The 13,772-nt window shown below is 50.5% G+C and carries 9 protein-coding genes; 7 read left to right on the top strand and 2 right to left on the bottom strand.

From position 1 onward, the window contains the following. Together QVP94_RS01405 and recR are read right to left on the bottom strand one after the other, a co-directional pair. A partial coding sequence (locus tag QVP94_RS01405; protein WP_288213143.1) for a glycosyltransferase family 2 protein occupies window positions 1–825 on the bottom strand: 825 nt, incomplete at its 3' end. A 26-nt stretch (window positions 826–851) separates the two neighbouring features. Beyond that, entirely contained in the window at window positions 852–1,478 is a 627-nt protein-coding gene (gene recR, locus QVP94_RS01400) for a recombination mediator RecR (protein WP_005868175.1), read from the bottom strand. A gap of 484 nt (window positions 1,479–1,962) precedes the next feature. On the opposite strand from recR, the gene QVP94_RS01395 reads away from it, so the two are divergent. The 7 genes from QVP94_RS01395 (at window position 1,963) to QVP94_RS01365 (ending at window position 13,677) form a co-directional block, all read left to right on the top strand. After that, on the top strand, window positions 1,963–3,960 hold the full coding sequence (locus tag QVP94_RS01395; protein WP_005868174.1) for an OPT family oligopeptide transporter: 1,998 nt from the start codon (window positions 1,963–1,965) through the stop codon (window positions 3,958–3,960). Window positions 3,961–3,977: 17 nt separating this feature from the next. After that, window positions 3,978–5,291, top strand: coding sequence for a SpoIID/LytB domain-containing protein (locus QVP94_RS01390; protein ID WP_005856209.1), 1,314 nt, complete (start codon window positions 3,978–3,980; stop codon window positions 5,289–5,291). 148 nt (window positions 5,292–5,439) lie between these two features. Then, on the top strand, window positions 5,440–7,818 hold the full coding sequence (locus tag QVP94_RS01385) for an ABC transporter permease (RefSeq protein ID WP_005856207.1): 2,379 nt from the start codon (window positions 5,440–5,442) through the stop codon (window positions 7,816–7,818). Window positions 7,819–8,043: 225 nt separating this feature from the next. Continuing rightward, window positions 8,044–9,627, top strand: a complete 1,584-nt coding sequence (locus tag QVP94_RS01380; RefSeq protein ID WP_005856204.1) for a bifunctional metallophosphatase/5'-nucleotidase — start codon at window positions 8,044–8,046, stop codon at window positions 9,625–9,627. Between the two features lie 41 nt (window positions 9,628–9,668). Further along, window positions 9,669–11,132: a sodium:solute symporter gene (locus QVP94_RS01375; RefSeq protein ID WP_005856201.1), complete on the top strand. Its 1,464-nt coding sequence runs from the start codon at window positions 9,669–9,671 to the stop codon at window positions 11,130–11,132. A 44-nt stretch (window positions 11,133–11,176) separates the two neighbouring features. Further along, window positions 11,177–11,779 (top strand): ribosome biogenesis GTP-binding protein YihA/YsxC, encoded by a 603-nt coding sequence (gene yihA, locus QVP94_RS01370; protein WP_005856199.1) that lies wholly within the window; start codon window positions 11,177–11,179, stop codon window positions 11,777–11,779. Window positions 11,780–11,796: 17 nt separating this feature from the next. Continuing rightward, window positions 11,797–13,677 (top strand): B12-binding domain-containing radical SAM protein, encoded by a 1,881-nt coding sequence (locus QVP94_RS01365; protein ID WP_005856197.1) that lies wholly within the window; start codon window positions 11,797–11,799, stop codon window positions 13,675–13,677. The last annotated feature ends 95 nt before the right edge of the window (window positions 13,678–13,772 follow it).

The raw sequence follows: 13,772 nt of genomic DNA, 5'->3' as shown, positions 1-13,772 counted from the left end.
CAGGACAGCCAACCGGATCAGTATCCGCATCAACCAACCGGACCCCGGATAATATTTCTTATAGAAAATCAACATGGCGCCGTAAAAAGCCCTTATGTACCTCAAGTCACCATGCTTCGTACTCTCCCCCTTATAATGCAGGATCCGTTCCGGCACGTACAAGTTCTTATAGCCTCCCAACACGATCCGATAAGACAAATCGATATCCTCCCCATACATGAAGAACGACTCATCCAACAAGCCAACCTTATCCAACGCCTCATGGCGAAGCAACATGAACGCACCCGCCAGCACCTCCACCTTATGCGTCTGCTCTTTATCCAGATATGGCAGGCTATAACGTGCGAATGCAGGAGAGTTAGGAAACAGCTTTGAAAGGCCGAATATCTTGCAGAACGACACCCAAGGCGAAGGGAAAGCCCGTTTGCTCTCCGGCAAGAATACCCCGTGTCCATTCAGCATCTTCACGCCGATAGCTCCGATCTCCGGATCCTCATCCATCTGGAAGCACAGGCTGCGGAGGCTCTCCTCTCCCACCACGGTATCGGGATTCAGCAATAACACGTATTCCCCGGTGCACTGGCGAATCGCCTGATTATTAGCCTTGGCGAAACCGGGATTATCTTTATTCTCAATGAAAACCACCTCCGGGAACTTAGGCCGGAGATATTCGACAGATCCATCCGTCGAGTTATTATCCACCACGAACACCTCGGCGTCCATCCCCGTTACGGCGGCACGGACAGAATAGAGGCATTGCTCCAGAAAATACTTCACGTTATAGTTAACGATAATAACGGACAACTTGGTTTCTTCGTAGGTCATTCCGGATATTAATTATGAGTTATGATTTATGAATTAGAAGAGGTGAGATTGAACTCGGTACGATTGATAATGGATCGTCCTAAGGTGATCTCGTCGGCATACTCGATCTCATCACCGATAGATACGCCACGTGCGATGACACTGATCCTCACATCGTAACCGGATAGCTTCCGGTAAATAAAAAAGTTAGTCGTATCGCCTTCCATGGTAGTGCTCAACGCCAAGATGATCTCTTTCACCTCACCTTCGGCCACACGTCGCACCAGACTGTCGATACGCAAGTCTCCCGGTCCGATACCATCCATCGGCGAGATGATCCCGCCCAACACATGGTATACGCCACGGAATTGCCCGGTATTCTCTATCGCCATCACCTCCTTGATATTCTCTACCACGCAAACCAAGGAATGGTCACGGCTGGGGTTGGCGCAAATAGAGCAAACCTCATCATCACATATATTATGGCAGACCTTGCAGTACTTCACGTCTCGACGGAGGGCAACCAAGGCCGCGGCGAAGTTTTCCGTATAGCCGACGTCCCGGCGCAACATATAAAGCGCTAGCCGGAGCGCTGTCTTCCTCCCCACCCCCGGCAAGGAAGCCAATTCATTCACGGCATTTTCCAACAAGGCTGAAGGATATCTTTGATTCATCTACTTTCTGTATTTGACTACAAAAATAGAAAGAATTTACGAATTAACGATAAACCTCAAATTATTTACTCGGCTTCTCCCCCATCCCATTCAAGTCGCACATCTCTTGCTTGATATGTACAACTATAACTGCTCTAGGTATAATTGTTCATGTCCTCAAGTAATAAACATTCTTTTTGCCATATACAAACATACTTACTACTTGATCTATTTCCAAATGATCGCCGTGGGATGTACAGACCACGACGTGATTTGTATATTCCACGACTTGGTCTGTACAGATCACGCCGTGGTTTGTAGAATTATACAGCATGCGAACAAGAATTCATACGCTACTGGGCAAGAATTCATATAGATAATTTGGGTACGGTTGCCCTAACTATTCTAAAGAATCCTTGCATGTCTCAGCCAGAAAACATAAATTTGTCACCCAACACCCGTTTGGTGGAGCTATTACGAACTTATAATCTAACATTTTAATATCGTGAAACCAGAAAATGAAGAAAAGGTAACCGGGCTGCCAGAAAACGCCTACCGAGAATTAAAAGAAGGGGAAAGCTACAAGCCTCTTATGTCTCCCAACAAACACTATCCGGAGGTTACGCCTTGGTCCGTCCTTTGGGGATTGGTCATGGCGGTGATATTCAGCGCGGCGGCCGCTTATCTGGGCCTGAAGGTCGGTCAAGTATTCGAGGCCGCCATCCCGATCGCTATCATCGCCGTAGGGTTGTCCAGCGGATTCAAGCGGAAGAACGCCTTGGGAGAGAACGTCATCATCCAGTCTATCGGGGCCAGTAGCGGCGTGATCGTGGCGGGGGCCATTTTCACCTTGCCCGCCCTTTATATCCTGCAAGACAAATATCCGGAGATCACGGTCAATTTCTTCGAGGTTTTCATGAGTTCCTTGTTAGGAGGTATCATCGGGATCTTGCTATTAATCCCGTTCCGTAAATATTTCGTATCCGACATGCACGGTAAGTATCCCTTCCCGGAGGCTACGGCAACCACGCAAGTACTCGTCTCCGGCGAGAAAGGCGGAAGTCAAGCGAAGCCCTTGATATTCGCCGGATTAATCGGTGGTTTGTACGACTTCATCATCGCCACCTTCGGTTGGTGGGGCGAGACGATCAGTACCCGTATCGTCGGAGCCGGTGAGATGCTGGCAGAGAAGGCCAAGATCGTATTGAAAGTCAATACGGGCGCTGCCGTACTAGGTCTGGGTTACATCATCGGATTAAAATACTCCTTGATCATCTGCGCCGGTTCATTCTTGGTATGGTTGGTAATCATCCCCGCCATGTCCGCCATTTTCAGCGCCGACGTGCTTACGTTCGGAAATGACGCTATCACGGCGACCGTCGGGAGCATGAGCGCCGAGCAAATCTTCACCACCTACGCCCGCCACATCGGTATCGGAGGTATCGCTACCGCCGGGGTGATCGGCATCATCAACTCTTGGGGAATCATCAAGGGAGCCGTAGGCTTGGCGGCGAACGAGTTGAAAGGAAAAGGAGACGCTGTGGAGAGTAATACCATACGTACGCAAAAGGATTTGTCGATGAAGGTGATAACGATCGGTATCATCGTATCGCTGATCGTCACCTTCCTGTTCTTCCAGTTCGGCGTACTTCATAATTGGTTCCATGCCGCCATCGGCTTATTGCTGGTCGGGGTGATCGCTTTCCTGTTTACGACCGTAGCGGCAAACGCTATCGCTATCGTAGGGACGAACCCGGTATCGGGCATGACGCTCATGACGTTGATCCTCGCCTCCATCATCTTGGTCGCCGTAGGGTTGAAAGGGCCGGCCGGCATGGTATCCGCCCTGATTATCGGAGGCGTGGTTTGTACAGCGCTTTCCATGGCGGGAGGTTTCATTACCGACTTAAAGATCGGCTATTGGCTGGGGAGCACACCCGCCAAGCAAGAGACTTGGAAATTCTTAGGCACACTAGTTTCCGCCGCTACGGTAGGAGGCGTGATCTTGATATTGAACCAGACGTACGGTTTCACGACCGGACAATTGGCCGCTCCGCAAGCGAACGCTATGGCCGCCGTTATCGAGCCATTGATGAGTGGTTCGGGGGCACCTTGGGCTTTATACGCAATTGGAGCCGTCCTCGCCGTCGTATTGAACTTCTGCAAGATACCGGCGTTGGCATTCGCCTTGGGTATGTTTATCCCTTTGGACCTGAATACGCCGCTTTTGATCGGTGGAGCGATCAGTTGGTACGTAGGAAGCCGTAGCAAAGACCAAAGCTTGAACTCAGCCCGCTTGGAGAAAGGTACGTTACTGGCTTCCGGCTTTATCGCCGGCGGCGCCTTGATGGGCGTGGTCAGCGCAGCCTTACGTTTCGGCGGAATCAACTTGATGAACGAGGAATGGGCATCTAGCAATGCCGCCGAGATACTGGCGGTTGTCATGTACCTTGTCATGATCGCTTACCTCACATTTAATTCCCTGAACGCAAAAAAAGAATAGAATAAAGGAATAAGGATATGGAAGCACCTGTAATCAATGTGGGAATCATGACCCACAAAGCAATCTCATTTGTTTTTAACGAGGAGTATGTACATACGGAAACCGGCACGTTCACCATAGGCGAGCAACGTGCCCTCTGGGTAAACGGCAAGATCGTGTACAATGGGAAGCTTTATCAGGAGCTATTCTTCGAGCCGACCAGCCCGCAATCCTCTTTCGACTTGAAGGCGGTCACGATCGGCGTGGATTTTCACTGGCAACGACAGGAGGATCAACGCTTCAAGGGAGCGTTGAACCTCGTGGCGACCGATAAAGGTATCGTCACGATCAACCAAGTGGACGTGGAGGAATACCTTACCAGCGTAATCTCCTCGGAGATGAGCGCCAACGCTTCCAAAGAGTTGCTGAAAGCCCATGCCGTGATCTCGCGAAGCTGGCTCTTGGCACAGGTCGAGAAGAATTTCAACTTGAACGGATCGGTTACGCCCTATAAAAGTTGTTACCGCAACAACGAGACCTTGATCCGCTGGTACGACCGGGAGGACCATGATCTGTTCGATGTCTGTGCCGACGACCATTGCCAGCGTTACCAAGGTATTACCCGGGCATCGAACCCGATAGTCAGGGAGGTGATCAAAGAGACACGTGGAGAGGTATTGATGGATAACGATACGATCTGCGACGCCCGCTTCTCGAAATGCTGCGGAGGCGTGACCGAGAAATTCGAGAATTGCTGGGAACCGGTTCCCCACTCCTATCTTACCGCCTTGAGGGATGACGAGGTTCCCTCCTATCCCGACTTGACGGACGAGCGGGAAGCGGAACAATGGATACGTACCTCACCCGAAGCCTTCTGTAATACAACGGACAAGGAGATCCTTAGCCAAGTGCTAAACAACTACGATCAAGAGACCTCGGATTTCTACCGTTGGAAAGTAGAATACACGCAAGAGGAACTATCGGGTTTGATCCACCGGAAAACGGGTATGGATTTCGGGCCGATCATCGATCTCATACCGTTGGAAAGAGGTTCGTCCGGACGTATCACGAAACTCAAGATCGTAGGGGTACGCCGTTCGTTCACCATCGGCAAAGAGCTTGAGATACGCCGGACATTATCCGAGACGCATCTATACAGCTCGGCCTTTGTTGTCGATAAGAAGGATATCCGCCTTGATATCCCCTCCCGCTTCATCTTGACAGGAGCCGGATGGGGACATGGCGTAGGGCTTTGCCAGATCGGAGCCGCCGTGATGGGAGCCAAAGGATATTCGTACCGGAAAATCCTCACGCATTATTTCCCCGGAGCCTCTATTGAGAAAAGGTATTAAACAAGGGTGTCCAGATTTTGGACACCCTTGTCCAATTATTGGACACTCATAAACAATCGTACGCCACTCACCCCTCTGTTTTTCAACCACATAAACACAATGGCACGGTATTTGATTTTATCTTACCAGAAAATAATACAATAACAATATGAAAAACATCGGGATCGCAATTCGCTCCCTTTTTAAGAGAGGGCAACACAATGTAATGAAGATTATCTCCTTGGGTATAGGACTGACCATCGGCTTGGTGCTGATCGCTAAAGTCCACTTCGAGAACACCTACGATAACTTCTATCCGAACGGAGACCGGATCTATCGAGTATATGAGAAATTTTTCATGAACGGGGAAGTGGGCGACCACGGGCAAACGCCCGCCGGAGTAATCCCCCTCTTGAAACAAGAGACACCAGAGATCGAGGCCGCCACACGCTATACGTACTTCCGGGGAAACTCCCCTTTTACGATGTCCGACAACAAGCATCGGCTCAAAGCGACCTTCATCCTAGCGGACAGTTGTCTTTTCGACGTATTGCCCCGCCCCATGCTCATCGGAGACCCTAAGCAAGTTCTCTCCCAACCCATGTACGTGCTCGTATCCGACGAGATCGCCGAACGTATCGGCGGTAACGTGATGGGAAAACGCTTCGAGATTGACGACGCACCGGGACAAGCCCTCACGATAGGCGGCGTATTCAAGAAACTACCGGACAACACCGAACAGAGTTATGACATTATCGTATCCCTTTCCTCCATCAGCAAGTTCATGTGGGACGGAACCCATATGTTAACCGGAAACGACCGTTACCAAAGTTTCGTCAAGGTATCGCCGGGTACGACAGAGGCCCAATTGGAAGCGGGAATGAGACAGATGATCGACAAGCATTTCCCCGTAAACGACCTTAAGAAAGCCGGCGTGGAACTGACCTTCACCTTCCACAAACTACTCAACGTACATATGGAGGACGATATGGCCAAACGTATGGCCTTGATCCTCTCGTTCATCGCCTTCGTATTGATCTTCACCGCCGTAATGAACTATATATTGATCGTGATCTCCTCCATCGTGAACCGCACGAAAGAGATGGCCGTACGCAAATGTTACGGGGCGAGCGGTAAGGATATCCAAGGTATGGCGTTGTCCGAGGTAGGGACCCACGTCACCGTCGCGCTAGCGCTGGTCGTACTTTTGATCCTAGGATTTCAAGGAATTATAAAGGAGCTGATCGGCACGGGAGTCCGATCGTTATTCCTATCCACGGGTATGTGGGCGATATGCCTCACGGTCATAGTCGTACTGATCTCTACGGGCATAGCTACCGGCTGGTTCTTAGGACGCATTCCTGTAGCGGCTGTTTTCCGGAGCATCCGTGAGGCACGCCGCCTTTGGAAATTGGGACTCTTGTTCTTCCAGTTCACGGCAATCAGCTTCCTCGCCTCCTTATTGCTAGTGGTAGGCAAGCAATACGACCATATGGTGAATGATCATCCGGGATACAATCCCGAGAATCTTGCCTATGTGTATATCGGTGCCGTAGACTCCACGGGGCGTGCCAAACTGATCGAGGAAACCCAGAGATTGCCCGAGGTAGACGCCATCACGACTTGCTATAACCTTCCTTTCTGGGGAGCCTCGGGCAATAACGTCTATCTTCCGGGAGACGACCGGGAACTATTCAACATCGCCGACCTCTACGACGTAGGAAACGATTACCTGAACGTATTGGAAATCCCGATCGTAGAAGGACAGTACTTCACCGAGAATACCACCTCCTCGCAAGAGATACTGGTGAGCCGCAATTTCATTGAATACATGAAACCTTTCGCCGACTGGAAGGATGGAGCCGTGGGCAAGACGGTACAAATAACCGGACACGATACCAAGTCCGAGTCGATGCCTCTCTTCACGATCCGGGGCGTATTCGAGGATTTCCGCCTAGGTTCCATAGCGGGAGAAGATCCGCGAGCCAAGATCATGTTCTATACGAAAGGGGCGGCCCAACATATGGTCATTCGGTACCATAGCCTTTCTTCCGAGGCCCTACGCAAGACACAGGATCTAATGGGGCAACTCATCCCGGATAAAGAACTCAACGTGATCTCCTTCAAGAGCGAGATGCTGGAAGGATACACCTCCTCCCGGAAATTCCGTGATTCCGTCATGATCGGTGGCATCGTCACCTTGCTGATCGTCTTCATCGGATTGATCGGATACACGAACGACGAGGTGAACCGTCGCCGGAAAGAAATGGCGATCCGTAAGATTAACGGAGCCACGGTAAAAGACATACTCCATATTTTCTTGAAAGATATCATCACCATAGCATTGCCGGCCATCTTACTTGGTTGCGGTATCGCTTTCTATATCTCCCAAAAATGGCAAGAACAATTCTCGGAAAAGATCCAGCTATCCTGGTATCTATTCGTGGGAGGAGGCGTATTGGTACTCACCGTCATACTGGCGGTTTCCGGATATAACGTATTCCGTACCACCCACGACAATCCCGTAAACAACCTCAAGTCCGAATAAATCAAAAGGGCCGCATCTTATCCGGACGGCGGCCCTTTGACTTAATGTTTACCTATTTCCCGGTTATGATGAACAACCGGTTCGCTTTCACTCTCACGAGCTATTACTATGACACAAAGGTAGGACGAAGGTTTAAAACGATCAAAAAGAATTCGACGAATCGGGCGTTTTCCTCGGTGAATCTCGTTATTTTTCCTACTTTTGTCCCTATTAATACATACAACCATGGGACTGAAAAAACAATTCGTATCAGCGATTTTGCTAGGCAGCGCACTAACCGCTCCCCTATTCGCACAAGATATCGCCACCCCGTCCAGCTCGATAGACACTTTAGCCATTTTCTCATTCAACGATTTTCATGGGGCTTTCGCCTCCGACGGGATCACGCCGGGAGCCGCCCGGTTGGTACAAATGACACAAAACGAGAAACAACGCTATCCGCATTCCATCGTTGTCTCAGGCGGAGATAATTTCAGCGGAAGCTATTTCTCCAAGATCACGAAAGGCGAGCCTATCAAAGAAATGTACGAGGCGATGGACGTGGAAATGTCCGCCATCGGTAACCACGAGTTCGACTGGGGACTTTCTTATCTAGTGGACACCGCCGCCTTGAATATCCCCCATGTGGCCGCCAATATCACCGAAGAGAAGAGATATACTCACCCCAACTGGTTGAGTCCCTACCGTATCGTAGAGCGTAAGTTGAAAGATGGCTCCTCCCTGCGCATAGCCTTCATCGGACTGACCACGACGGACACCTACGTCAAGACCAAGCCGGAGAACCTGAAAGGGCTTCAGTTCACGCATCCGCTGGGAGCGGTGTGCATACAAACCGTCTACCAGTTAAAGAAAGAGGACCAGATCGATATGATTATCCTCTTGATGCACATCGGCACGGATATGAAAATGCCTTACCGCATCACCGAGGAGAACGCCCAAGGACTGCCGTTCATCGATAAGGTAGACGCCATCATATCCGCCCACTCGCATGAGCTGGTGCTCGATAAGATCAATAACATTCCCATCATCCAAGCCGGCGTAAACGGTACCCATATCGGGAAACTGCTGTTCCAGATACAGGATTTCAACGGACACCGGGATATCTCTTTCATCCAAGGGGATACCGTGCGTGTAGCCTGCGAGGAGAACCCGGAGATGCGAGAGGCCGTGGAGAAGATCATGGATAAATATCGGCTGAACGAGAAACTTGCCACGGCAAAAGAGGCCTTGATCCACGACCGTACCATCAATAAGTTCGACTATACGCCTATCGGGGCGTTGGTCACGGCCGCTTACGCCCAGCGTTTCCAAAAAGAGATGCCCGCTTACAAGGATCAGCCGGTGATCGGCGTAAACCATTACGGAGGTATACGTGCGGCCCTCCCGAAAGGAGATATCACCCGACTGCGTGCCGGCAACATCTTGCCTTTCGGCTCCGCTATCGTTGCCTATCGTTTCGACGGCAAGCGGTTGAAGAAGCTATTGGAGGATGGACGGAAGAATCCGAACGGTTTCCTTCAATCCTCCGACCTCACGCTTACCCTAAGCGGAAATAAGATCGAGAAAATAGTCTATACGAGAGACGGGCAAAAGACCGAGATCGAGGACAATACCCCTTGCGTGGTGACCCTAGACGCTTTCATCACCGATGGCGGAGACGGGTACGACGCCTCTTTATTCAAGGGCTACGAGATCCCGGAATTCGATAATTTAGGTATCATATCGACCGACGCTTTCATGGACTACCTAAAGGGCATCAAGAAACCCATCACGGTAGAATCCACGCATATGCCCGTTATTTCAAAGTAAAGCCGTATCTTTGTGGAGAAAAAGAAAGAAGTTAGCAATACATGAACAGCTATATCATCCTTTTTATTATCGCTGCCTATTTCACCGTCTTGCTGCTGATAGCATGGATCACGGGGCGTAATAACAGCAACGAGGCATTCTTCCTCGGGGACAGGAAATCACCTTGGTATATCGTCTCTATCGGCATGGTAGGGACATCCTTATCGGGGGTGACGTTCGTATCGGTACCCGGCATGGTGCGGGCGATCGATATGACGTATATGCAGACTGTATTAGGCTTCTTCGTGGGATATATCATTATAGCCAAGGTATTGCTACCGCTATACTATAAGTTGCAGCTTACCTCCATCTACTCGTATCTGGATGACCGGATCGGGAGAAGGGGGTACAAGACAGGGGCCTCATTCTTCCTGCTCTCGAAGATCGTAGGGGCGGCCGCACGCTTATATCTAGTGGTCTTGATCTTGCAAACCTACGTGTTCAACGCTTGGAACATCCCATTCGCCGTGACCGCTATCCTCAGTATCCTGCTGGTATGGTTATATACGTTCCGGAGCGGTATCAAGACGATCATCTGGACAGATACGTTGCAGGCCCTTTGTCTCGTGGCAATGTTGATCGTGATCATCTGGCAGGTGAAGGACAAGATGGGACTGGATTTCGGGGATATGGCGCAGACCTTGGTGGAAAGCCCTCATTTCCGGATCTTTGAGTTCGGCGATTGGCATAGTACGCAGAACTTCTTCAAGCAGTTCTTCAGCGGTATCTTTATCACGATCGTCATGACCGGGCTGGATCAGGACATGATGCAAAAGAACCTCTCCTGCAAGAGCTTGAAGGATGCCCAGAAAAACATGTACACATATGGCTTCGCCTTCACGCCGGTCAACTTCTTGTTTCTCGCACTGGGGGTACTGCTACTGACATTGGCGGCACAGCAGAACATCCAGTTGCCAACCCTCAACGACGATATCCTCCCGATGTTTTGTACCTCGGGGATCTTGGGCGGGAGTATCTTGATCTTCTTTACGATCGGTATCATAGCGGCGGCTTTCAGTAGCGCCGACTCGGCGTTGACAGCGCTCACCACCTCTTTTTGCGTGGATATCCTCGGCGTGCAGAGAGAGGAAGCGAAAAGGGCGAAACGTACCCGCCTAAAGGTACACGTGATGATATCCGTCTTGTTCGTCTTGATCATCTTGGCGTTCAAGGCCGTAAATAACCGAAGCGTTATCGACGCGATCTACATGATAGCGTCGTACACGTATGGTCCTCTATTGGGGCTGTTTGTTTTCGGGCTTTTCACGAAGCGGAAACCCCGTGACAAATACGTGCCCTATATCTGTATAGCCTCCCCGTTGATTTGCCTTGCCACGGATTTCTTAGTGAAACAATACGTAGGCTATACGTTCGGCTACGAGATGCTTATGGTAAACGGAGGCATCACGTTCGCCGGGCTGTGGCTTTCGGCAATTGAAAATGGAAATTTGAAAATTGAGAATTAAACCTAGCCATTATTCAATACTCATTATTCATTAATTTATATTTTATGGAAATTAAAAGCGCAGAATTTGTTATCAGCAACACAGACGTAAGGAAATGCCCCGAGGGTAATAAGCCGGAGTATGCCTTCATCGGACGAAGTAATGTAGGCAAATCCTCCTTGATCAATATGCTTACCAACAAGAAGGGCTTGGCGATGACTTCGCAAACACCGGGTAAGACTTTACTTATCAATCATTTTCTTATCAATAACGAGTGGTATCTGGTAGATCTTCCGGGGTATGGCTTCGCCCAACGAGGCAAGGAGAACCGGGAGCAATTGAAACGTATCATCGAGAACTATATCCTCGATCGAGAGCAACTGACCAACCTATTTGTCCTTTTGGACTGCCGTCACGAGGCGCAAAAGATCGATCTGGAGTTTATGGAATGGCTGGGTGAGAGCGGGGTTCCTTTCTCTATCATCTTCACGAAGATCGACAAGATCAGCAAGGGACGCTTGAAAGAGAACCTAAAAGTCTATACGGATAAATTACTGGAGACTTGGGAAGAGCTTCCTCCGATCTTCCTCTCTTCCTCGGAGAAGAAAGAGGGACGGGATGAGATTCTGGACTATATCGAGTCTATCAACAATAGCTTGAATAATTGAAAATTAGTTGAGTTGATATGGGATTAGCTTCGGTTCTTCTGGTTTTATCTCCGTTTACGCAGATCAATACGCCTTATCCTTCCACGGCTTACCTAAAAGGTTATCTGAAAGCAAAGGGTGTGCGAGCCGGGCAGGCGGATCTGGGTATCGAGACGATCTTGGCTTTGTTTTCCACGCAGGGTCTCGGGGAACTGTTCGCCGAGATCGAGCGGCGGAAAGGTAAATATCCGGCTAAAGTCCGGGGGTTGCTGGCTAATAAGCAACGGTATATCGACACGATAGCCGCCGTCGTCGCTTTCCTTCAGGGAAAGAACGATCCTCTCGCTTATCGCATCTGTAACCAAGATTACCTTCCCGAAAGCGACCGCGGGAGCCAAAACGAGGAGGAGCTGGAATGGGCGTTCGGCACTTCGGGATTACGGGATAAGGCCCGTTATCTGGCGACCTTGTATCTGGAGGATCTCTGCGACTTGATCCGGGAAACGATCGACCCGGATTTCGGTTTCAGCCGATATGCCGAGCATCTAGGCCGCTGCGCCTCCTCCTTCGACGAGATCGAGGAAGCCCTCCAAAAGCCTTTCAGCTTTATCGATCGCATGACGCAGCCGCTATTAGAAAAGCACATAGCCGAGAGCAAGCCCAAGGCGATCGCTTTCAGCGTACCTTTCCCGGGGAATTTATTCAGTACCCTCCGGCTCGCCCAATGGCTACGGCAGGCACATCCCGATATCCCGATCCTTATGGGAGGTGGTTTCGTGAATACGGAACTTCGCTCCATCACGGATACACGCTTCTTCAAATACATCGATTACCTCTTGCTAGATGATGGAGAGGACCCACTCTTCCAAGTGTTACGCTATCTGGACGGGGCGATCCAAAAAGAGGAACTGGTACGCACCTTCTCCTTGGACGAGAACGGTAGCCGGGTCGTTTATCAAGATAATCCCGCTTACCCCGCTTGCCGGCAAAGCGAGACCGGATTCCCGGATTACGAGGGCTTGCCGCTGGACAAATACATCTCCGTCATGGAAATGGCCAACCCGATGCACAAGCTTTGGAGCGATGGTCGCTGGAATAAACTGACCTTGGCGCACGGTTGCTACTGGGGGAAATGCGCCTTCTGTGACGGCTCATTGGATTACATCAAACGATATGAGCCGAATACAGCCAAGACTTTGGTAGACCGTATGGAGCGCTTGATCGAGCAAACCGGCGAGATCGGCTTCCATTTCGTGGACGAGGCCGCTCCACCCGCCTTGCTACGGGAAATGGCGCAGGAGATTATCCGCCGTGGGATAACCGTCGTGTGGTGGGGAAATATTCGTTTTGAGAAAAGCTATACTGAGGAACTATGCGACCTTCTTCAACGAAGTGGCTGCATCGCCGTGTCGGGAGGTCTGGAAGTAGCCTCTCCCCGACTCCTCAAGCTGATAAATAAAGGGGTGACAGTGGCTCAAGTGGCACGGGTCGCCAACAACTTTACCGGGGCAGGCATCATGGTCCATGCCTATTTGATGTATGGTTTCCCGACCCAAACCGCTCAAGAAACCATAGATTCCTTAGAAACGGTCCGGCAAATGTTTGAGCTTGGGCTGATTCAATCCGGATTTTGGCATCGTTTCGCCATGACAGCGCATAGCCCTGTGGGGTTGCACCCCGCCGAGTACAGTTGCCGTGTCACGGAGCCTCCCTTTGGCGGATTCGCCCGTAATGACGTACAGTTCGAGGCGCTATCCGGCTGCGATCCGGAGCTTTTCAGCGAGGGGCTTCGCGTTTCCCTCTACAATTACATGAATGGAACAGGCTTCGACTTGCCCTTGCATAAATGGTTCGGCGGCATGAAAGTACCACGCACCACCCTGCCGCCGAATTATATAGAGAGGATAGTGGAGGAATAGCCCCGTAGAGGCTCGCCGGAGGATTGGAAACGGGTTGGAACTCTGCGGCGATCTCCGCCGGGCATCTTGAGTTCCCTTCCGATCCTCCGGCGCCC

The organism is Parabacteroides sp. CAG:2 (genome assembly GCF_000436315.1).
GTDB lineage: Bacteria > Bacteroidota > Bacteroidia > Bacteroidales > Tannerellaceae > Parabacteroides > Parabacteroides distasonis.
Note: the sequence above shows the minus strand (reverse complement) of the source record. Positions and strands in the feature narration are given on the sequence as shown.

What these genes read in the sequence shown, in the direction of transcription:
- recR (WP_005868175.1), bottom strand. Translation starts at nt 1,478, where the DNA reads ATGAATCAAAGATATCCTTCAGCCTTGTTGGAAAATGCCGTGAATGAA.
- QVP94_RS01390 (WP_005856209.1), top strand. Translation starts at nt 3,978, where the DNA reads ATGGAAGCACCTGTAATCAATGTGGGAATCATGACCCACAAAGCAATC.
- QVP94_RS01385 (WP_005856207.1), top strand. Translation starts at nt 5,440, where the DNA reads ATGAAAAACATCGGGATCGCAATTCGCTCCCTTTTTAAGAGAGGGCAA.
- QVP94_RS01380 (WP_005856204.1), top strand. Translation starts at nt 8,044, where the DNA reads ATGGGACTGAAAAAACAATTCGTATCAGCGATTTTGCTAGGCAGCGCA.
- QVP94_RS01375 (WP_005856201.1), top strand. Translation starts at nt 9,669, where the DNA reads ATGAACAGCTATATCATCCTTTTTATTATCGCTGCCTATTTCACCGTC.
- yihA (WP_005856199.1), top strand. Translation starts at nt 11,177, where the DNA reads ATGGAAATTAAAAGCGCAGAATTTGTTATCAGCAACACAGACGTAAGG.
- QVP94_RS01365 (WP_005856197.1), top strand. Translation starts at nt 11,797, where the DNA reads ATGGGATTAGCTTCGGTTCTTCTGGTTTTATCTCCGTTTACGCAGATC.